Here is a 21,132-nt window from a genome sequence, read left to right on the forward strand (position 1 = left end):
TAGTAATCATCGTTGGTTTGCATGGGAAGGTTTAACTTTGCCAACACGTATGCATCCAGGCTTAAAGTTTTGTTTTTGGATTCTTTTTCTGGCAGGGACTTCTGCCTCGGCCCAAAGCGGGATCATCAGAGGTCATGTGATTGATCGCGAGTCAGGGGAAGCATTGTCTTTTGCCCTGGTTCAGCTCAATCGCCAGGCTACAACCACCGACGACGAAGGTTATTTCAGTTTTTCCCATTTGAAGGATACCCTGTACGAACTTTCAGTCCAATATCTCGGATATCAGACCCTTACCCAATCCATTGACCTCGCGGCCGGTGAAGTATGGTATCAGAAGATCCGGTTAAACAGCGATGCCATCAATCTGGGGACTGTAGAAGTAACCGGAAGCAATCAACAAATTCCCGTTTCATCACTAGGGAATTATTGGATCACACCGGATCGTATCCAGCAAATGCCCTCTTTAGGGCAGGGAGACCTGGCTCAATTTCTGACCCAATTACCCGGTGTCATCACAACCGGTGACCAGGGAGGACAATTGTATATTCAAGGCGGTGATCCCCATCAGAATTTATTGATCATTGATGGGATACCGGTTGTTAATGCATTCCATTCACTGAGTGCTTTTTCGGTTGTTCCGGCTGATGCCATTCAACAAGTGACCTTATATGGATCAGCCTATCCCGCCAATTTTGGGGGCCGGTTATCTTCAGTCATGGATTTGCGTTTGCGGGAAGGAGCCAGCAAGCCGCTGGAAGGGATGGTCGGTGTTGACCCGCTATCAGCTCAGGTAAGGTTGCAGGGAAGGATTTATGCCAGAGGGGACCAGCAATGGACCTGGCTGGTTGCGGGGAGAGAAGCGCTCTGGCCTTACTTAAAGGATGCCATTCCGGCTACCTACCGTGATGCCCTGGACTTTAAATTCCGGGATATCACCATGAAAACGACCTGGCAGGGGGAGAATGGATCCAAGTTATCCTTTACCTCTTTACAGATCAGTGACGAGGTGCCATTGGCTGCCAACACCTCAGTAAGCTGGCAAAACCAGGGTTATGGCATGCAGTTCCGGGTACTGCCCCTCCAATCGGACTACCTGATTGGTGGGAGTGTGGGATACAGCGATTACCGTCTGAACTTTCTGGAGGAAGGAGTACCCCGTTCTACCGGTTACAAGCAAGCCAATGCTCAGCTATGGTTTGCCAACGGTCATGCGGAAAATAGACTGGAATATGGGATTGCTTTGAATGCTATCCGCAGTGATCTCACCTTTAAAAACTACCGGAACATTACCTTTAACCGCAGCGATAATGCCTCAGAGTTGGCTGTTTACGGTCTTTATGACCGATCCTGGCAGCACTGGCGGATTGAGCCCGGACTGCGACTGCATTACCACGCTTCGGTCTCCTACCTTTCCTTGGAACCCCGGATTCTGGTGCAGTGGAAGCCGTTACCTCAGTGGCAATGGACCCTTGCCGGAGGGAGGTACAGTCAAAATCTGGTGACTGCCCGGTCCAATCAGGACGTGGTTCATTTTTTCCAGGCTTTCATTACCGGTCCGGAAGGCCTGCTGTATAATAATTCAGGGGAAACAGTACCCTACAATGTACAGACGGCATGGCATGCAGGCACCGGATTGCAATGGCAGCACAATGGCCTCACCCTCAAGTCGGAAGTGTATCTGAAGTGGTTTGATCAATTGATAGAAATAAACCGGGATAAGCGCAAGGTGGCAGATCCTGATTTTGCCACCGAACAGGGGTTGAGCTATGGGGTATCTTTGGCTGCTGAATGGACAAACCGCCACTGGAACATGGGAGGCCATTATACCTATGCGCATGCGAACCGGACCATAAGTGGTGGCTGGTTACCCGCAATATTTGACCGGCGACACCAGGCCAACATCCTCTTGCGGTGGTCCTCAGGCGATCCGGGATGGTATGCTAGCATTCGCGGACAGGTGGGCAGTGGATTTCCATTTACCCGTACTGCCGGGTTTTATCCGATGTTGAATTGGGAAGACGGCCTGTTTACGGACGTGGCCGATGCCGGAAACACCATTGCAGTCCTGTATGAGAAACCCCTTTTTCAGGGAAGGCTACCGGATTATCTCAGGTGGGATGTCCAGCTGGGTAAACAATGGAAATATAGCTGGGGAGGGCAACTGGATGTTGCGCTTTCTTGTATCAATGTATTCAATCGGAAAAATATATTTTACTTTGACCGCATCCATTATCAGCGGGTGGATCAATTGCCTGTTTTGCCCTTGATCGTGGTGCAGTTTCATTGGTAATCAAGTACTTAATGTTCAATGATGAAGCATTTGTCAAAAATCATGTACCTGGCTGTTGCAGGAATTCTGATCGTTGCCTGCCAGCAGGATGCCGGTAAAAAGTCTGAAGTTCCGGAGACTACACCAACCATTTTATCTCCTCCGACCGCCCAGGATGCTCCTGATCTGGTGGAAGGAGCCCTATTCCATGATGTAGAGATGGCGCATCTTTATCCGGATTCCAAGACTTTTGCAGACGCAGGTCCGAAAGGAAACATCGAAGAAATTATTCGAAAATACGACCATGAGCGTCCACTTGACGGAGATAAGTTAAAGGCATTTGTTGAAGGGAATTTCAACCTCCCTGCATCAAAGGCAACGGATTATCAGTCGGATAAAGGACAGGATCTGGGCGAGCACCTGAAAAGTCTTTGGCCGATCCTGACCCGGCAGCCGGAGCCACAGCAGCCGGGATCGCTGATTGCCCTGCCTAAGCCCTATGTGGTGCCCGGAGGACGTTTCCGGGAAATCTATTATTGGGATAGTTATTTCACCATGCTTGGATTGTCAGTCTCTGACCGATGGGATCTCATCAGGGATATGATAGAAAATTTTGCATTTCTGATTGATACTTACGGTTTCATCCCGAATGGAAGCCGCACGTACTTCTTGACCCGGTCACAACCTCCATTTTTTTCATTAATGGTATCCCTGCTGGCTTCTAATGACGGGCCAGAAGTATATAAAAAGTATTATCCCGAGTTGTTGAAAGAATACCTTTTCTGGACGGATGGCATTGACAAGATACCGACGCCGATGACTGCTTACCGTCGTGTGGTCCGTGCCCACAATATGGGCGTCCTCAACCGTTATTGGGACGATAGTCCGCGTCCCAGACCCGAATCTTACCGCGAAGATGTTGAGTTGGCGAAAAATAGTGCGGATGCTGACACGGTCCTTTATCGAAATATCCGGGCAGCTTGTGAATCGGGCTGGGATTTCAGTTCCCGTTGGATGCGGGACGGAGCAAGGGATCTGAGTAGCCTTGTGACCACAGAGATCATTCCTGTTGACCTCAATGCTTTACTTTATCATCTGGAAAAGGTATTGGCGTTAGGCGCAGAACAATTGGGAGACCCTGAAGCCGTGTCCTATTACCAGCAGCGGATGCAGTACCGTGAAGATGAATTGCGGAAACTCTGCTGGGACAATATCAATGGTTATTTCATCGATTATTGGTGGGCACAAAAACGACCCGCCGGCAGCCCTTCACTGGCCGGGGTCTATCCCTTGTATATGGGGATAGCCACGCAGGAGGAAGCAGAGAAAACAGCAAAATTCCTGGAACGGTTATTCCTAAAACCGGGAGGCCTGATGACAACCCTGCTCAATACCGGTCAGCAATGGGATTCACCAAACGGATGGGCGCCCTTACAATGGATGGCTATTGTCGGATTAAGAAATTATAACCTGGATGACCTTGCCGACGCCATAAAAGAGCGCTGGATGCGGGTCAATCAGGACGTCTATCGCAATACGGGGAAGATGACCGAAAAATACATCGTTACCGACCTGACCGGAGAACAGGCCGGGGGCGGAGAATATCCAAATCAGGATGGCTTCGGCTGGACCAACGGCGTATGGCTCGCCCTGCAAGCAAATCTGGATTTGCGGTGGGGATCGGTAGAGGGTCCCAAATAAATCGATTCAACGGATCAGGATAACCGTCCCGTTCCGTTGATCAATGGAACCGTCGATCAATTTGAATTTCATGATGTAAGCGTAGGTATCCGAGGGAGCTTTTTGACCTCCCTGAGTGCCATCCCAGCCATCAGGACTATTTCCCTGATAAACCAATTGACCGAAACGGTTGAATATCAGCATGTCATCCAGTTCGGCGCCACGCAGGTTAACCGGCCGAAAGCGGTCATTCAATCCATCTCCATCAGGCGTAAATGCGTTGGGAATATCCACATGATATTTGGGAATAACCCACCGGATGGAAACGATGGCAGCTCCCGGGCATCCGTTGGGATCGGTGAAACTGACCATGTAGGTTTTTGTACCTTCTTTGTCTTCTGATACCTGGATGCTTTTTCCCGAACCAATGTTTTGATTTCCCTGGGTCCAGCTAAAATCGGTGATTCTGGGATCGGTCTCAACGGTCAGGTTTATGATCGATTTGACATAGGCACTGTCACTAAGCGGGTCCACTACAATTTGTGCGCCTGTGGGAGGGAAATTACTCATCGTTGCACTGCCACTCTGGGGACAACCCAATTTGGTTCCCTTGATGGAAGCGTTGATATCCATGGAAACCATGTATTTGGGCATATCGCACTGCTTGCAAAGATTGATGGGATCTCCGCTCCATTCATTCTTACCGATCATGAAGTCCGGATCATTCAGCTCCGGGGCGGAAAGTTGTACCATTTCGCCGGGGCAGACGACCGTATCCATCGGGAAGATGTCGATGATCGTATCGATGGAAGGGATCTCCAGGAAGTCCTCCTGCATACAAGCATGATTGACGGTCTTCCGTGTATAGGTAATGGTGTCAGGCTGAGCCACAAGGCGCAGGTTGAGGAACATATTTTCATCCATGGCAATACCCTGATCCGGTGTCCAGGTGAATGCGATATCCGGGTATTTAGCCTGGTCATACGATGGAGAAATCAATACAATGTCGTCTCCTTCACAATAGGGAGATTTGGGAGGTACCGCCCAGATGGTATCTATTTTGGGTAATGAATCTACGCGAACATAGATGGAATCGAATGCTACACAACCGGTAGCATTGGAGGATATTTTTAAGATGTAGGTCGTGGACACTTCGGGCATAAAGCGAATGGAGCTGCTGCCGTTGTAAATCACCGTGCTGTCACTGGGAGAAACTGTTATTGTCAGGTTGAAATCAGATGCGTTCAGGTTAACTACCCGGTCATCTCCGAGACAAATTTCAACAGTATCTTCAGCATTCAACTGAATGTCGATGGGTATGATGTTGATGGTGACCATATTGGTGTCGGCACAATAACCACGCGCAGAGGTTGAGATGACCTGGTAAGTAGTGGTGTCTTCCGGCCGGGCAACCGGGCTGGCAGAAGTGGAGTCATCAAGATAGGTGCCGGGTTTCCACTCGTAATCGGTGGTTTTATCCAGGGTAGGATAGGCCAGCAGGTATGCCTCGCCCTGACAAATTGATGTGTCGCCTCCGGTGAGTAATGCCGGTGAAAATGGATCTACCTGAATCGAGACCGTATCGGATATGGTGCAGTTAGCCAATGGGATCAAGGCAATATAGGCGATATCCTGGCTGGGTGTGACCATGATTTCACTCGCTGAAGGATCAGCAATACCATCCGATGGTTCCCAGTGGAATGCAGGGCCGCTCCCAATTCCATCAACGGTGGCTTTGAGTCGTACGGAAGTTCCTTCGCATATCTGGGTCGGATCCAATGCTTCAGCGGTAATCGTTTGTGCGGAAACATTTAATTCCAGGGTGTCCGCAGAGATACAGGTTCCGGTTGTTCCGGTCACAATAATTCGATCTGAAGAGCCTGTTGTCGCAATGACTGAGGCCGATGCGGGATCGTCAAACGTGGTGGAATTTCCAGACCATTGATAGGAAACGGAATTACTCGCGGAGAGAGAAACCGGAATACTGGCGCATATAAACAGCGGGTTGGTCTCATTGATCTGAACCTTCAGATCCCCGGTCTCCAGTACTGGTATGGTCATTTGTTGCAGTGCATTTCCGTTGAGGCTGAAAACAAGCATTATTTCTTCCTGTTCGATTGCTTCATCCGGAATCCCTGAAAGTGTAAAACATTTTTCGCCTTCTCCCGGGATGAAACTGATGTGATCAGGCAGGCTGGTGGTATAATCCGAGATGTTGGTCGCTGTGCCTCCGAATGATACATCAATGGTAACCGGTGAAGTAATAGGTTGTGTCAGTTGAAGGCAGATGGTATCGGGAATGGTCGCGCATCCTTCGGTCAACCCTGCAGCCCCGATACTGGAAACATAGCGCACCGCGAGATCTTGCGATGCCAGATTCAAACTGAAGCATAAGGACAAAAATAGAGGGAGGATGAATTGCTTCATATGGTTCCGATTATAGATGCGTTCAAATTTTGCAGCGTAATATAGAACTAAAACGTAAGATATTAACAATTATTGACAAGCCTTAACGGCCTTCACAACCTCTTGCTCACTGACAAAACGGGGATCCACCGTCCATTGCTTTTTTACATAATTGATCAAATTGGCTATCTGGGTTTCCGTCAGGGTATTGAATGATGGCATAGCTACAAATGATTTGGTGGTATCGACAGTTTGTCTGCCATTATACAGCAGGCATGCGAGGTCCTGATAAGGGCCGCGGATTACCGGTGACTCATTGATGGCGGGAATGATACCCTGCAAACCGCTACCATCCGCCATATGGCAATTAACGCAATGTTCGGCATACAATGATTCCCCTTCTTCCGGGACACCGCAATTCCAGGAAAGTGCCACCAGGCTGATAATCAGAATGAAATTTGCACGATTATTCGCCGCCATTATCCAATAACCATTGCACATCTTCCATAAATCGGTCTACTTCTTTGGGGTCTGTGCCATTACAGAAAGAGCGCACATGAGCATTTTTATCGACCAGGATCAGTCGGCCACTGTGGTCAAATCCGCCGGGAGCATCCGGATCCTCCAAAACAATGCTTACATAATCTTTGGATATGGCATGTAATTCATCCTTGGGTCCTGTCAGAAAGACCCAACGATTCGGATCTGCTTCAAGATTTTGGGCATATAAGTGCAGGCGTTCCGGCGTGTCTCTTTTCGGATCAATGGTAAACGAGACCAGGAGCAGGTCCGGATAGTTATCAAAGCGGTCGTATAGCCTTAGCTCCTGCTTTTTAACAATGGGACAAATGGAAGGGCAGGACGTGAAAAAGAAATCAGCGATCGTAACCTTACCCAGCAGGTCTTTATTGGTCACAACCTGGCTATCCTGGTTGATGAATGAGAAATCCCGGATCACCGGATAGATGGTGTCTCCGTCTGATGTGGTTTCAATATTGCCAATGATGGGCAATGGTTTTTTTTCCTGACAACCGGAAGCCATGACGGCGATCGCCAGGGTAATGAACACTAAATATCTCATGAATTATTTTTTATACTGGTCTACCAATTTCTGAGCGGATTCCATACTGGAAGTCATGGCTTCACCTACCACCTTTATGGACTCCTTTTTATCGTCAAGGTAACGCAGGGCTTCACTTTTATCGGTTCCAGCCTCCGGCTTCTTGAACTGATTCATCCACTCCCACATACCTTCTTCTGCATCTCCCAGTTGTTTGAGGCATGACTGCAAAGAATCAAGGCCGGACTGGCTGATGGTGCTGTCTTTGACAATTTCCTGAAGGGTCATTTCAAGCCCGCTCATGGTACTCATCTGCGGCATCACTTCATCGTGCAGAGCCAATACCTGTGCATAGGCATTCTCTATGGCATGATCTTCCTGGCAACTGAAAACTGCCATTAAAAGAAACAATACCCCAATTTGGTATCCTGTTTTCATGGTCCTGGTAATTTGCTGCAATTTTAAAACAAATTGTATTAAAGCAGGTTGATTAGATAGCACGGTTTCTATACTTCCCGGGTATGAAAAGAGCATTGGTGTGGTTTAGACAAGATTTGCGCTTACACGATAATGAGGCGCTCCAGGATGCCTTGGAGTCGGCTGACGAGGTATTCGGAGTGTACGTATTTGACACCCGGAATTTTAAGGGAAAAACCAGGTTTGGCTTCCCCAAGACTGGGGAACATCGTGCCCGGTTCATTATCCAGGCCGTAGCCGATCTTAGAAATCAGTTGCAAAAATTAGGCTCGGATCTGGTTGTCCGGACAGGCCATCCGGAAAATGAACTCTTCGATCTGGCCAAGGCATTGAAAACCAATTGGGTCTTTTGTAACCGGGAACGGACCCGGGAAGAAGTGCTGGTTCAGGATGCCCTTGAACAGCGTCTGTGGTCTATAGGACAGGAAGTGCGCTATTCGCGGGGGAAGATGCTCTATTATACGGCGGACCTGCCCTTTCCGGTCACGCACGCACCCGATGCATTTACCCAGTTTCGGAAAGAAACCGAACCCATTACCCCCGTGCGCAAGCCCTTGCCTGACATGGTTCAGGATCTCCCTCCTCTGCCTGCTCATCTGGAAGCCGGCACTTTACCTCAATTTAGTGATTTTCATCTGTCCGAAACTCCGGGGACATTTCTTCCGGGCGGTGAATCGGCGGCACTGGAACGCTTAAATCATTACCTGTGGGAGACACGATCGATTGATCATTACAAGGAAAGTCATAATATATTCGACGGGGTGGACGCATCGAGCCACTTCTCTGCCTATCTTTCACAAGGATGTCTGTCGCCAAAGACTGTCTACTGGAAGGTGAAAGAATATGAATCCGCTTTTGGATCGAGCGCCTCAACAGAGGCATTAATCCATGAGTTGCTGTGGAGGGACTACTACCGCTTGATGGCCAAGAAACATGGCAACCTGATTTTTCAGCAACAGGGAATCCGTGGCCATCGGGTGTCTGGTTTGCGGGACTGGGAATTGCTACATCAATGGATCTCCGGCAAAACAGGTATTCCGGTTGTCGATGCAAACATGCGGTATTTCCGGCAGTTTGGATTTATGTCCGATCGCGGTCGTCAGCTGGTATCCGGTTTCCTGGTCCATGACTTGAAGCTGGATTGGCTGCTGGGCGCTGAATATTTCGAATCCCAGTTAATTGACTACGATCCCTGTTCAAATTATGGAAATTGGCAGCAGGTCGCCGGCATTGGGCCAGATTTGCGGGAAGAGCGCAGTTTTAATTTATACAGCCAGGCAAAGCGGTATGATCCCCGGGGCGATTTTGTGCGGGACTGGGTACCGGAACTGGCCCGTCTGGAAGGCGCAACCATCCATCTTCCCGATCAGGCTGACCAGGAGGTCCTACGTGGGGCAGGGATTCGCCTGGGGATCACTTATCCATTTCCATTGATTGAAACCGACCGCTGGATCTAGTCCAGGATCTTGCCATCCTGCATGGTCAGAACCCGGTCACAAAGCTCTGCGAGTTCCATATTATGGGTTACAATGATAAAGGTCTGTCCAAGGTCATGGGCAAGCTGACGGATCAGGGCGTGAATATCTCTGGAAGAGAGGGTATCCAGGTTGCCTGTAGGCTCATCGGCCAGGATGATATCAGGATTGTTGATCAAGGCGCGAGCGATGGCCACACGCTGCTGTTCACCTCCCGAAAGCTGAGCCGGTTTGTGGTCAAGACGATCCTCTAAACCAAGGTAGGTTAACATTTCCCTTGCCCTAGCTTCGGTTTTTGAACGGTCAGCCTGGTGAATAAGCGCCGGTATGCAGACATTTTCAAGGGCGGTGAATTCGTCAAGCAAATGATGAAACTGGAAGATGAAGCCTATTTTTTCATTCCGGAATCTTGCCAAATCATTCTTGACCAGTTTTAGGATGTTTTGCTGCCCGATGATGATCTCTCCGGATGTTGCCCGGTCAAGAGTACCGAGGAGGTGTAGCAAGGTACTCTTGCCAGCGCCTGATTTACCGACAATAGCAATGAGCTCACCTTTGCGAATAGTCAGGTCCACACCTTTCAACACATGCAATTCACCATAAAACTTCTGTACATCCTGTGCCTGGACAATGATCTCTGCTTCCTGCATATACTTGGGTGGATAATTGTGATCCGACTGTAAATAAAATAAAATTTAATGCGTTATTTAAACGATTCAACGATTCAGGTGGTCTTTATGGGAGAGAAGGCCAGAAGAGTTTTGCAATAAACGACAAGGATTTGGTACATTGCTCCTATCTTTGTTATCACAGGCCGGTCCGAAACCATCCATATGAAGATTCTTCAAGTCTGTAAAAAGTTTCCATATCCTCTTAAAGACGGAGAATCTATCGCCAATACGTACATCAGCCGGGCACTTCAGCAAAAAGGATGTTCCATTACCCTGCTGGCTATGAATACCAGCAAGCATTATGTAGACCTGCAACAGTTACCGGAAGATTTTGACCACTATACCCAGATTGAAACGGTATACATCGATAACAACATCTCATACATTGAGGCATTTAAACATCTGATTCTCAATAAGTCTTACAATGTAGAACGATTTATTTCCGCTGCCTTCAAAGAAAAACTGGTGCAGCTATTACAGGATCAGGAGTACGATGTTATCCAGCTGGAGACTGCTTATTTGTGTCCTTATATCCCGGCGATCAGGGCGAATTCAAAAGGATTGATCGTCATGCGTGCCCATAATGTGGAATACGAGATTTGGGAGCGAATGTCGGATAACTATGCGTTTGGGCTCAGAAAATGGTATTTCCGGCACATCAGCAAGCAGTTAAAACGCTTTGAGAAAGCCTACCTGGAAGATTATGATCTGCTGGTAACGTTCACCGAGCGGGATTTGCAGCAATACCGTAAAATGGGTTATCACGACGGGGTTCATTTATCGCCGATAGGGTTGAATCTTGAACATTATTCCGGGGGCCGCAGGTTGGCGGATCAGCCAAACAGGCGTATCGGATTTATTGGGGCATTGGATTGGATGCCCAACCAGGAGGGGCTGTTTTGGTTTATGCAGGGGATCTGGCCGAAGGTGGAGGCAAGCATGCCCGAAGTTGAATTGCACATCGCCGGAAGGAATACACCTGGCGAAGTGAAATCACTGGGCAATGACAAAGTTATCGTTCACGGTGAGGTTTCAGATGCACTTGAATACATGCGTCAATTCCCGTTATTGATCGTCCCATTGTGCTCTGGCGGAGGGATGCGCGTTAAGATCCTTGAAGGCATGGCACTTGGCAAACTGGTAATCACGACTTCCCTGGGGGCCGAAGGCATACAGGCAACCAATGGCAAAGAGATCGTAATAGCGGATGATCCTCAGGAATTTGCTTCTGCCATACAGTACTACCTGAACCATCCGGAAGATCTAAAAGATATAGGCGAAGCTGCCCGTCAGTTCGTAGAAACCCATTTTAATAATGAACGCATCGCCCTGGAACTTCTGGAAATTTATCGTCAGGAAGTGATTAAGCACACGGTGGCTGATGTGCACACCTAAAGAGATTGCTACCTTTGCGCGGTGAAAATTTTGATCGTAGCACCTCGCATACCCTTTCCCATCGAAAAAGGCGATAAGCTTCGACTATTTCATCAGATCCAGTTTCTAAGCCAACATCATGAGATCATCCTGATCGGACTCACCGAATCTCCGGATGATGACCTTTCGCCATTGAAGCAATGGTGTAGTGCGGTGCATCCCATCCAGCTAAAGAAATGGCAGATTGTCTTAAATCTGGTTCGTGCTCCGGGACGGGGATTGCCGATACAGGTGGGTTATTTCTACAGCAGGCATATCAAATCTCAGATTCAACAGATCATTTTCAAACACAATCCGGATGTTATCTATACGCAGCTGATTCGCTCCGCTATGTATACCCGCAATTTACCTTTTCCGAAGGTGATTGACTTTATGGATTGTTTTTCTCTGAACACGGAAAGACGCGCTAAGCAGTCTTCCCTTGCCGAACGATGGTTTTGGCATTGGGAGAGCAGACAAGTACGGCGTTTTGAAAAACATTGTTTTTTTGATTACGATGCCCAGGTCATCATTTCTGAATTCGACCGCCTGGCCATGCCTTTGCATGCAAAACACCGCATGCAGGTTATTCCTAACGGGATTGATACCGCCTATTACCAGCCTCGTCCTTCGGTTACTAAACGGGTGGATGTGTTGTTTGCCGGAAATATGGGGTATTACCCCAACATCAAGGCTGCACAATACCTGATCGGGGAAATCAAACCCTTAATTACTAATAAAATGAGGTGGCAGATCGCCGGAGCCCGCCCGGACCCAAAAGTGAAACGACTTGCGGCGCCGGACATTGAAGTGACCGGTTGGATAGAAGATATCCGTTCTTCCTATGCCGAAGCAAGACTATTTGTGGCGCCGATATGGGAAGGGGCAGGACTGCAAAACAAGATCCTGGAAGCGATGTCAATGGGGTTACCCACCATCACAACACCCACCGTCAATAATTCCATTCAGGGCATACCGGGACAGCACCTGATGGTAGCACAAAACCCCGCAGAATTCAGGGATGCTATCCGGACCTTATTAGAAGATGAAGCGTATTACCTGCAAATAGCAGAAAATGGACGTAATTTTGTGCGGAACCATTATCAGTGGAACTTGTTTAATGAACAACTTGAAAACTTGTTAGTGCATGTCGGTCAGTCTAACGAATCATGAGATTCTTTTAAATACAGTGGAGGAAGCAATAGCAGATATCAAAGCTGGCAAGGTGGTGATCGTCGTGGATGATGAAGACCGTGAAAATGAAGGGGATTTCATCTGTGCCGCGCAATGTGTGACACCGGAAATTATCAATTTTATGGCGACGCATGGACGTGGTCTGATCTGTGCACCGCTGGATGAAAGAAGGGTGGAAGAACTGGGTTTGCCCATGATGGTACAGGATAACACGGCATTGCATGAGACGGCATTTACCGTTTCTATTGATCTCATTGGCCATGGATGTACGACTGGAATTTCTGCACACGACCGCGCTTCCTGTGTGCGAGCCCTGGTCGACCCGAAAGTAAAGTCGGAGGATTTCGCCCGTCCCGGACATATATTTCCGCTTAAAGCCAAGACTGGCGGGGTATTGCGCCGAACCGGGCACACTGAGGCCGCCATCGATCTGGCCCGGCTGGCAGGATTTTACCCGGCTGGCGTTCTGGTCGAAATACTCAATGAAGATGGGACAATGGCCCGGCTACCCCAGCTGATTGAAATTGCCGCCAGGCATGACCTCAAAGTGATTTCGATCAAAGACCTGGTTTCTTACCGGATGCGGCATGAACGCATCGTGAATGAAGTATATTCAACTCATCTCGATACCCAGTTCGGACAACTTGAAGTTAAAGTATTTAACCAGATTACCACCGGAGACACTCACCTGGCTGTCATTCGAGGCAATATCAAAAACCATGAGCCGGTATTGGTGCGGGTACACTCCTCTATGGGAACAGGCGATTTGCTGGCTAACTTGCTGGATGACAACAGCCAGGTAATGCAGAAAGCCATGGATCGCATCGTGGAGGAAGGAACCGGAGTCATCTTGTTCATGCGCCATGGTGATGGAGAATCCATCATCAACCAATTGAAGAATTGGACCGGGCAGACCGTTCCGCACGGCGCTCCCCAACGAGACTTTGGCATCGGTGCCCAGATACTTCGTGAGCTGAATATTTGCAAGATCAAATTACTGAGCCGTCATCCGCGCAAACGCATTGGATTAGAGGGATATGGACTGGAAATTGTAGAAGTGGTTCAGTTATAAGCACTAGAACTCGGGGCAATAGATCCCGTCACTATCCGTGTTCCCGATAACGATGAGTGAAAACTCAATGGAACCCCGTTGACCGAATGCAGAAGCGATTCCGCTGATGTTTGTATCATAGCTTAAACCTACCAATACTGCACCCAGCTTCAAACCTCCAAAAGCAGTCAGGCTTTCAGCTCCAAATTTTTCCATTTGATTGGTAAATCGTGTCCAGGCTCCCAGGTACAAAACCCGTGAACGGTCAGAAGTCAGGTCAAATAAAAACTGACTACCTGCCTGTAACGCCCGATGTGGACCCTGATTGATGTAGGATACCCTGGGGGATATGGCAAATCCGTCTCCTGCCGGCATTTCAGCCTGGGCGTAACCGGTCAACCGGGTAAAAAGGTTGACTTTGTTTGGTATAACGGCGGCATCATCCAGCTGGCGGAAGAACGAGATGTTAGTCGTTGCAAAGTGGTGCATCGCAAGTCCTGTGACGAATTTAATCCCGTCAGTGGGCGATCTTCCCAGATTAAGGCCCACTGCATAATCGCTGTATCCATAATTATTTTCAGCTGCGGGCTCCTGAGTAGGGTTTGAGTATCCGGAACCTTCTAAAAACTGATCTCCAAAACGCAGGTAGTCGTAATTGACATTTTTCTGGACGATACCTGCCTGGAAGCCCAGAGAAAGAACAAGCTGGCTGGGCACATCGAGTGTCTTGTGATAGGCGCCGAAAAGGGAGATCTGGTTGGTGTTAAAATCAAATCCTCCCAATTTGTCGGCAAAAAACTGGACGCCGGCACCAACCCGATCATTGCTGAAGAAGGATTTACCTTTGAGTTTTACATTGACATCTGCGCTCAGCGCAAAGCTGGAAAAAGGATTTTCCAAAGCCATGGGCCATTGAGAACGGTAAGTCACTGACGTCCGGTAATCTCCCAGGAAAATTCCCGTCAGCGCAGGGTTTGAATACATGGGATTAGCAAATTGCTGGGAGAAATAACGGTCCTGGCCCTTTACGGAACTAAAACACACGAGCAAAACAATCGTCAAGCCGGCGAATCGTTGCATGTACACAGTTTATTGAATAACGATTTCAAACAGATCATATTGGCATAAAGGTATTCAATTTCCATGCTCAACTTTCCTGCGTACCGACGAAAGTGTTCAGAATGGCCCGATATCTGGCGGTTAAAGCCTCAGTGGTTTTGATAATAGTTTTCCCAAAATTGAATCTGCGGCAGGGTAGGGAGCGGTTCGCTGTGGCTGACCGTATCAATAATCATGGTTAGGTTGGATTTGGTTTCAAACGCAGGCCAGTCCGGCAGATTTTCACCATTAGGATTACCAGTACGCACGAAATTGACCCAATAAGATGAAAGCAGGTTGGCAATTTCATGGTCTATTGCTTTCCAGGGCCGGTCTACCGTATTCAGATTATCGTAGGCATAAACTATTTCACCGCTATGGAAGGCGCCAAAGGCCGTACTTGCATCATAAGCCGGCAAGCTGCGGTTGAAGTTGTATACGTAAGCCGGCTGGCCGTTGGCTGAATGCATCCTGGCCCAGGTGTACACCTGAACCCCAAACGATTCATCCCGGTTTATGGCTTTTTGGACGGCATCCGATTGCGCTTGTGAGTTATTAGGGTACACCTCCCAAAGTTGAGATACTTCTTCACCAAAACGCTTTTCCATCGTGGACCGGAATGCATCCTGATTAGCTGGTGGCCCCATGATGACGTCATTCCCATTCCATCCGGCTAGCAAGGCAAATTTGTTTTCCTTCGCAGCCTGATAAATATCCATTACGGTGCCGGGTAGAACATAACCATCGGATATGGGCCAGGAAATACTGCGGTAGGTCGAAAGGATTTGTTCGGCCGGCAAATTGCGCAATGCTTCCAGATCGGCTGCCTGCATCGTGCGGGCATATTCCAATCCTGCATTTTCCGCGGACTTAAGGTCAGCAGGCCCTCGTCTGGGATTTGAATAAAAATTCGCTCCGCTTTCACCGATAGCACGGATAAACAGGCCTTTAGCCATGGGAGAAGCCGTTAAAAAATTAACAGCGAAAGAACCTGCGGACTGACCGGCGATGGTTACCTGGCTCGGATCGCCACCAAACGCAGTAATGTTGTCTTGCACCCACTTCAGTGCGGCGATCATATCCAGCAGGGCGTAGTTTCCGGAGGCACCGTACCCTGATTCAGCCGTAAGTTCCGGATGTGCAAAAAATCCAAAGCTTCCGACGCGATAGTTGATGCTGACGAATACAATCCCTTTCTGGGCCATGGCGGTACCGTCGTAGATGGCGCACCCGGTGCCACCGGATTGAAATCCTCCACCATAAATATAGACCAGTACCGGCCTTTTTTCATTGGGGTCTTTGGCTCCGGTCCAGACATTCAGGTAAAGGCAGTCCTCACTTATGGGGCTTTCAGGAATCAGGAATTCTCTGGACCAGTACATGAAAGGCACAGGTTTGGATTGCATCGGGCTCGGCCCAAATGAGGTGCATGCACGCACACCTTGCCAGGGGATGACCGGCTGGGGAGCACGCCACCGGTTATTGCCAACCGGCGGGGCGGCGAATGGAATACCTTTGTAAGTATGAACCTGAGCCTGGTCAAGGTATTCACCGGAAATTAGCCCTCCGGTGACCGCAACAGGATCCTGAACCATCACATTTTCCCGGCAATTGCCGAAGAAAAGAAGAAAGCTGAAGATCAATTGAAAATAGGTTGTCATAGACATATGCATTGGATAACAAAGTACATTCTTAATTTCGGAAATGGATTGAAATTGACAGGAAGGAATTAATTTATACGGGTGAAGTCGACAAATCCCGGATAAATCGATAAATCAATTTAATTTGGATAGTCTTAACCTCCAAATGATCTAAAAAGAATCGATGGGTGCCCAATCTAAAATGCCATCCAGGCGCAAATCCAGTTCGAAAAACCAGGTATTAATCTTAAAGCTGCCCTGGCTGGAATCAAGAGAACAACAAATTGCCTGGATCCTGTTGGGATTGATGTATCTGACTTACGTCATTTGGGGCTTGTCCAGCAGCGCGACCTGGGATGAAGATTGTCCAACCCGTTATTTCAATGCCCTTGCTGCAATCCATGACCCCTCTCAGTTTATTTCTTTCTGGAACCGGCCGCTGTTCATCGTTCTTTTTTTCCTTCCGGTGCATTTAGGAAAGGCGATTATACCGATCATGATGTCGGCCATTTCCGGAGCGGGAGCTTATTTTTTGTACAAAAGCAGCAAGTTGCTAAAATGGAATTTTGCCTTTATGGCTATTCCTTTTCTGATGCTTCAACCGTACTTTCTTGGAGTGGGGAGGGATGCGATGACAGAACCCTTGGCTGCAACCATTATCAGTGCAGGCATTTATCTGGCCCTTGAAAAGAAATGGTTGCTTTTTGCCCTTGTCGGCGCATTACTTCCTCTGGCGCGTGCAGAGATGTCCGTTTTACTGATTCTTTGGGCATGGGTCCTTTTAATGAACAAGCAATGGAAAATGATACCCCTTCTCGGAGCAGGAGTACTGCTCTGGGATCTTGCAGGCTGGGTTATCGAAGGAGATCCGCTCTATGTCGTTAATACGGTCCTGCATGGTGCCCCGGATGAGAACCGGTATGGTCATCAACCGGCGGATACTTACCTAAGGAGATACTTTTACGTAATTGGTCCTACCATTTTCTTTTTCTTTCTTCTGGGCATCCTGGGAAGAATAAAAAGCAAATCAGTCAGCTGGCTGATTGATGGTCAATTTTATCTTGGTTTTTTGGTCTATACCCTTTTTGCGTGGAAGGTGAACCTGGGTCAGTCTGCAGGATTTTTAAGGAATCTGATTCCCATTTCACCACTATCCGCGATGATCGCTTTATGGGGATTGAACGAATGGATGCTTGGTATGACCGGTAACCTAAAAAAAACCAATTGGACGCTTATCCGGGCAGGTGCTGTAATCAGCTTAATACTAACCGGATTTTTCTTCAGAAATCACATCAGACTGCACCATTTGGTGGAAGATAAACTGGATTATTTTAATCTGCCCATTGTCGGAATTTTAACACTGGTTACTTTTATCGGGCCACTATTTCTCCGCAAGAAGGACAATAATAAATGGTACCTGGTTGTTCTGCTCGGGCTCACGTTTACACTGCTGGCTTCTCACACGTTGATAACTGAAAACCCTCAGGCCAACTCCAATCTCGAGCGTCAGATGATGGAAAAAGTGGTTAATATCTATAAAGAATTGGGATTTGAAAGTGCCCCTATGACATTCGCTTCACATGGGTGGTTTTACTGGACAGCTGGTTATAATCGCAATGATTCCAAATTCTCACTGATGAAACTCGAGGAAATTGAGAAGGCGCCTGAAGGAAGCATTTGTATCTGGGAAAGTCATTTTTCAAACCGGCTGGGTTCCAATGTGCCGGAAGGCAAGCTTGAAGGGAATAAGAATTTTGTGCTACTGGCGAAAGTATTTTCACAGGATATCAATAACCAGGCACTCATTTTTGTCAAAACAGATGGTAAAGAGCCAGCTGAAAAGGTTATTGATGATGCGATTGCCAAGCATCCGGATATCGCTGAACTGTATGTCAGAAGAATGGAGCTGAATGAAAGGAAAGGATTCTTGGATCAGGCGAGGGCCGATCTGATTCAGGCCAGTAAAGCCGAACCAGAAAATAGTTATGTAACCTGGTTGATGGCCAGTGAACTGCGTAATCAGAATAAAAATGACCTTGCCTTAAATCTTTTGAATCAGCTCATCGAGGCAAATAATAACAATTACAACGCACTGATGATGAAAGGCAAATTGTTAAATACAACACAGGATTACAAATCGGCAGTTGAAGTCTTTAATGCCATGATTAAACTGAATGCCAATCAGCCAGACCCGTACATTGAACGTGGGTTAAGTTATACTCAGCTGGGCAAGAACAGTCAGGCTTGTAATTCTTTCAAAACGGCACTTAAGCTCAAATCCAGCCGCGCTCAATCTTACATTGATCAGTATTGCAAGTAAGACCACGGTATCACACCGCGTGGATCAGGTCGTACTGGGTGATGATATTATAGCCACCCTGACCATCCTCAACCAGCACTGCCGGCGTTTCGCGGGTGATGTAGCGGTGCAGTTCTTTTAATTTAATGGTACGGTCCACCAGCGGGAAAGGAGGACCCATGATACCGGATACCGGCTCATCTGCATGCTTCATCGGATTGTCCAGCAGGTATTTCAGGATGGCGGTCTCAGTAATGGATCCGATGACTTTGCCTTCCTGCATAACCGGAACCTGAGAAATATCAGCAGATTTCATCATTTCAAAGATGTCTCGCACCCGGTCTGATTCCTTCACAGCGATAAATTCATCACCTTTTTTAGTGCCGAGGATGTCTCGTACGGACTTTTCATGATCCAGGAAGCCTCGATCACGCATCCAGTCGTCATTGAAGATTTTAGCCACATAACGACTGCCGTGATCATGAAAGATGATTACCACCACATCGTCAGCAGTGAGCTGATCAGCCATTTGCAGCAATCCAGCCAGCGCAGATCCTGCTGAATATCCCAACAGCAAACCTTCTTCCCGGGCTAACCGCCGCGCTGCCAGAGCGCCATCTTTGTCGGTGACTTTTTCAAAATGATCGATCAGACTAAAGTCGACATTCTTAGGAAGGATGTCTTCTCCGATGCCTTCGGTGATGTAGGGGTAGATCTCCTTTTCGTCGAATATCCCGGTTTCCTTATATTTCTTGAATACCGAGCCGTATGTGTCAATACCCCACACTTTGATGTTGGGATTTTTCTCTTTCAGGAATTTGGCGGTACCGGAAACAGTACCTCCCGTGCCAACACCAACGACAAGATGGGTGATCTTTCCTTCGGTCTGATCCCAGATCTCCGGTCCGGTCGATTCATAGTGGGCCTGAGTATTCGCTAAATTATCGTACTGATTACACCAGAATGAGTTGGGAATTTCTTTACTCAGCTTGTCGGCCACGGAATAATAGGAGCGCGGGTCATCCGGTGTGACATTGGTCGGGCATACGATAACTTCTGCACCCAACGCTTTCAGCATGTCGATTTTCTCTTTCGACTGTTTATCGTTGGTGGTAAATATACAATGGTAGCCTTTGACCACCCCGGCGAGGGCCAGGCCCATGCCCGTGTTCCCGCTGGTGCATTCGATGATGGTCCCGCCGGGTTTTAGCAATCCCTGCGCTTCGGCAACTTCGATCATCTTCAGCGCCATCCGGTCTTTGATGGAATGGCCCGGATTATAGGTTTCCACTTTGCCGAGCACGAGAGCTGGTATATCCTTGACAACCTTGTTTAGTTTGATCATCGGGGTGTTGCCGATGGTTTCAAGGACATTCTGGCAATAGTGCATTATTTTACGATTTGGGGCGCAAGATATTTAACTTTTACGAAAAATTTGGAGTCCACCGCCCCGAGGAGGTTGGCAACTCCGGGGGATACGATAATGCATACATTGTTCGGATAAACGGCTTCGGGCATATTGGCAATAACCTTGGCATATACCGTCTTGTTGATCATTGGATTGGTGATCTGAACAGTAGAGCCGATGGGAGCATCACGCATCATCGCATATAGGTCGCTCTTCTGACGGATGTCTTTATTCCAGAGGGCTACTCCCCTTTGCTCGTCGTAAGCATAGGAGATCTTGGGAGTAGTAAAGGCGTCCTCCAATTCGGTAACCTCCTCACGGATGGAAGGTTTTTCGCTCGGTAGTCCGGTTGACTCATCGATCGATAATGGCTTGCTGGCGGAAAGAATAGGGGCTGACTCCTGATTTTCAATAGACTGATTAACTAAAATCGGTTTGTTCACGGGATTAACAGAAGCCGCCCCCTGAATGCTGATGTATCCTACGAGTAGTTTTTGATTGATGGATAATGTATTGTCTTCGAGGTGGTTAAGTGCCCGGATAGTTTCAATGCTCTGGTTGAAGTATCTTCTGGCAATCCGGAATAAATTGTCAGAACTGCGGACCGAATAAAACACCGGAACGTATTCATTGGGATTGCCATCGCGCGTGGTGACCAGCAGGTGCTCATCCAATGCAACAATGACGGTATCGTGTACCGCCAATACCCGGTTGCGCAACCAGGGGTTGTAGTCATAGATTTGATAGACATCCAATCCATAGAACCGAGCGAGTGAATAAAGCGTTTGCTTTGCTTCAACAATGTGGTTGAAGACCTTTTGATCATCGGGTGCAATATGCACGATTATGGTATCCTTAAGCGTGAGGTAACTGGTTGGGTTGCCGGTTGCCCAGGACCACTGAGCCCATAACAGAAGCGGTAAAATCCAGCGCATAGGTTCTATTTCTAACAAAAATATGTTAAAAAAATGTAATATGTAAATAATTGGAA

Annotated in this window: 16 protein-coding genes; 7 read left to right on the forward strand and 9 right to left on the reverse strand. The window is 48.0% G+C overall.

The features are described 5' to 3' along the window. The first annotated feature begins 49 nt into the window (after positions 1-49). Together H6570_05535 and treF are read left to right on the forward strand one after the other, a co-directional pair. Positions 50-2,290, forward strand: coding sequence for a TonB-dependent receptor (locus H6570_05535; GenBank protein ID MCB9318722.1), 2,241 nt, complete (start codon positions 50-52; stop codon positions 2,288-2,290). Between the two features lie 21 nt (positions 2,291-2,311). Further along, the gene (gene treF / locus H6570_05540; protein ID MCB9318723.1) at positions 2,312-3,970 is read left to right on the forward strand and encodes an alpha,alpha-trehalase TreF; all 1,659 of its coding nucleotides are present in this window, start codon (positions 2,312-2,314) and stop codon (positions 3,968-3,970) included. A gap of 6 nt (positions 3,971-3,976) precedes the next feature. On the opposite strand, the gene H6570_05545 is transcribed toward treF, so the two are convergent. The 4 genes from H6570_05545 to H6570_05560 all read right to left on the reverse strand — a co-directional run bounded on the left by H6570_05545 (position 3,977) and on the right by H6570_05560 (position 7,853). After that, positions 3,977-6,376: a gliding motility-associated C-terminal domain-containing protein gene (locus H6570_05545; protein ID MCB9318724.1), complete on the reverse strand. Its 2,400-nt coding sequence runs from the start codon at positions 6,374-6,376 to the stop codon at positions 3,977-3,979. Between the two features lie 69 nt (positions 6,377-6,445). Continuing rightward, positions 6,446-6,835: a cytochrome c gene (locus H6570_05550; GenBank protein MCB9318725.1), complete on the reverse strand. Its 390-nt coding sequence runs from the start codon at positions 6,833-6,835 to the stop codon at positions 6,446-6,448. Continuing rightward, positions 6,822-7,436, reverse strand: a complete 615-nt coding sequence (locus H6570_05555; protein ID MCB9318726.1) for an SCO family protein — start codon at positions 7,434-7,436, stop codon at positions 6,822-6,824. The genes H6570_05550 and H6570_05555 overlap by 14 nt, the downstream gene beginning before the upstream one ends. A 3-nt stretch (positions 7,437-7,439) precedes the next feature. Beyond that, entirely contained in the window at positions 7,440-7,853 is a 414-nt protein-coding gene (locus H6570_05560; GenBank protein MCB9318727.1) for a hypothetical protein, read from the reverse strand. Between the two features lie 83 nt (positions 7,854-7,936). Between H6570_05560 and H6570_05565 the strand changes: the two genes are divergently transcribed. After that, positions 7,937-9,349, forward strand: coding sequence for a DASH family cryptochrome (locus H6570_05565; GenBank protein ID MCB9318728.1), 1,413 nt, complete (start codon positions 7,937-7,939; stop codon positions 9,347-9,349). On the opposite strand, the gene H6570_05570 is transcribed toward H6570_05565, so the two are convergent. Next, on the reverse strand, positions 9,346-9,999 hold the full coding sequence (locus H6570_05570) for an ABC transporter ATP-binding protein (protein MCB9318729.1): 654 nt from the start codon (positions 9,997-9,999) through the stop codon (positions 9,346-9,348). The two genes, H6570_05565 and H6570_05570, sit on opposite strands and share 4 nt — an antisense overlap. A 201-nt stretch (positions 10,000-10,200) precedes the next feature. Here H6570_05570 and H6570_05575 point away from each other — a divergent pair, with 201 nt between their 5' ends. Genes H6570_05575 through ribB form a run of 3 tightly spaced genes read left to right on the forward strand, consistent with a single transcriptional unit; the run spans position 10,201 to position 13,717 of the window. Continuing rightward, positions 10,201-11,433, forward strand: coding sequence for a glycosyltransferase (locus tag H6570_05575; GenBank protein ID MCB9318730.1), 1,233 nt, complete (start codon positions 10,201-10,203; stop codon positions 11,431-11,433). 30 nt (positions 11,434-11,463) lie between these two features. Then, on the forward strand, positions 11,464-12,624 hold the full coding sequence (locus H6570_05580; GenBank protein ID MCB9318731.1) for a glycosyltransferase: 1,161 nt from the start codon (positions 11,464-11,466) through the stop codon (positions 12,622-12,624). After that, positions 12,599-13,717 carry a 3,4-dihydroxy-2-butanone-4-phosphate synthase gene (ribB, locus tag H6570_05585; GenBank protein ID MCB9318732.1) on the forward strand — a complete coding sequence of 373 codons (1,119 nt, stop codon included), beginning with the start codon at positions 12,599-12,601 and terminating at the stop codon, positions 13,715-13,717. Before H6570_05580 ends, ribB begins: the two co-directional genes overlap by 26 nt. A 3-nt stretch (positions 13,718-13,720) precedes the next feature. Here the strand turns inward: ribB and H6570_05590 are convergent, their stop codons facing one another. Next, positions 13,721-14,776: a PorP/SprF family type IX secretion system membrane protein gene (locus tag H6570_05590; protein ID MCB9318733.1), complete on the reverse strand. Its 1,056-nt coding sequence runs from the start codon at positions 14,774-14,776 to the stop codon at positions 13,721-13,723. 128 nt (positions 14,777-14,904) lie between these two features. Further along, positions 14,905-16,455, reverse strand: coding sequence for a carboxylesterase family protein (locus H6570_05595; protein ID MCB9318734.1), 1,551 nt, complete (start codon positions 16,453-16,455; stop codon positions 14,905-14,907). Positions 16,456-16,636: 181 nt separating this feature from the next. Between H6570_05595 and H6570_05600 the strand changes: the two genes are divergently transcribed. After that, the gene (locus H6570_05600) at positions 16,637-18,754 is read left to right on the forward strand and encodes a tetratricopeptide repeat protein (GenBank protein MCB9318735.1); all 2,118 of its coding nucleotides are present in this window, start codon (positions 16,637-16,639) and stop codon (positions 18,752-18,754) included. Positions 18,755-18,764: 10 nt separating this feature from the next. On the opposite strand, the gene H6570_05605 is transcribed toward H6570_05600, so the two are convergent. Both H6570_05605 and H6570_05610 read right to left on the reverse strand, forming a co-directional pair. Next, the gene (locus tag H6570_05605; protein MCB9318736.1) at positions 18,765-20,123 is read right to left on the reverse strand and encodes a pyridoxal-phosphate dependent enzyme; all 1,359 of its coding nucleotides are present in this window, start codon (positions 20,121-20,123) and stop codon (positions 18,765-18,767) included. Then, positions 20,123-21,076 carry a LysM peptidoglycan-binding domain-containing protein gene (locus H6570_05610; protein ID MCB9318737.1) on the reverse strand — a complete coding sequence of 318 codons (954 nt, stop codon included), beginning with the start codon at positions 21,074-21,076 and terminating at the stop codon, positions 20,123-20,125. Before H6570_05610 ends, H6570_05605 begins: the two co-directional genes overlap by 1 nt. Positions 21,077-21,132 lie beyond the last annotated feature (56 nt).

Source organism: Lewinellaceae bacterium (assembly GCA_020636135.1).
Classification (GTDB): Bacteria; Bacteroidota; Bacteroidia; order Chitinophagales; family Saprospiraceae; genus JAGQXC01.

Coding starts and splice junctions, on each gene's coding strand:
- H6570_05535 (MCB9318722.1), top strand. CDS start 50: ATGCATCCAGGCTTAAAGTTTTGTTTTTGGATTCTTTTTCTGGCAGGG.
- treF (MCB9318723.1), top strand. CDS start 2,312: ATGAAGCATTTGTCAAAAATCATGTACCTGGCTGTTGCAGGAATTCTG.
- H6570_05545 (MCB9318724.1), bottom strand. CDS start 6,376: ATGAAGCAATTCATCCTCCCTCTATTTTTGTCCTTATGCTTCAGTTTG.
- H6570_05550 (MCB9318725.1), bottom strand. CDS start 6,835: ATGGCGGCGAATAATCGTGCAAATTTCATTCTGATTATCAGCCTGGTG.
- H6570_05555 (MCB9318726.1), bottom strand. CDS start 7,436: ATGAGATATTTAGTGTTCATTACCCTGGCGATCGCCGTCATGGCTTCC.
- H6570_05560 (MCB9318727.1), bottom strand. CDS start 7,853: ATGAAAACAGGATACCAAATTGGGGTATTGTTTCTTTTAATGGCAGTT.
- H6570_05565 (MCB9318728.1), top strand. CDS start 7,937: ATGAAAAGAGCATTGGTGTGGTTTAGACAAGATTTGCGCTTACACGAT.
- H6570_05575 (MCB9318730.1), top strand. CDS start 10,201: ATGAAGATTCTTCAAGTCTGTAAAAAGTTTCCATATCCTCTTAAAGAC.
- ribB (MCB9318732.1), top strand. CDS start 12,599: ATGTCGGTCAGTCTAACGAATCATGAGATTCTTTTAAATACAGTGGAG.
- H6570_05590 (MCB9318733.1), bottom strand. CDS start 14,776: ATGCAACGATTCGCCGGCTTGACGATTGTTTTGCTCGTGTGTTTTAGT.
- H6570_05595 (MCB9318734.1), bottom strand. CDS start 16,455: ATGACAACCTATTTTCAATTGATCTTCAGCTTTCTTCTTTTCTTCGGC.
- H6570_05600 (MCB9318735.1), top strand. CDS start 16,637: ATGCCATCCAGGCGCAAATCCAGTTCGAAAAACCAGGTATTAATCTTA.
- H6570_05605 (MCB9318736.1), bottom strand. CDS start 20,123: ATGCACTATTGCCAGAATGTCCTTGAAACCATCGGCAACACCCCGATG.
- H6570_05610 (MCB9318737.1), bottom strand. CDS start 21,076: ATGCGCTGGATTTTACCGCTTCTGTTATGGGCTCAGTGGTCCTGGGCA.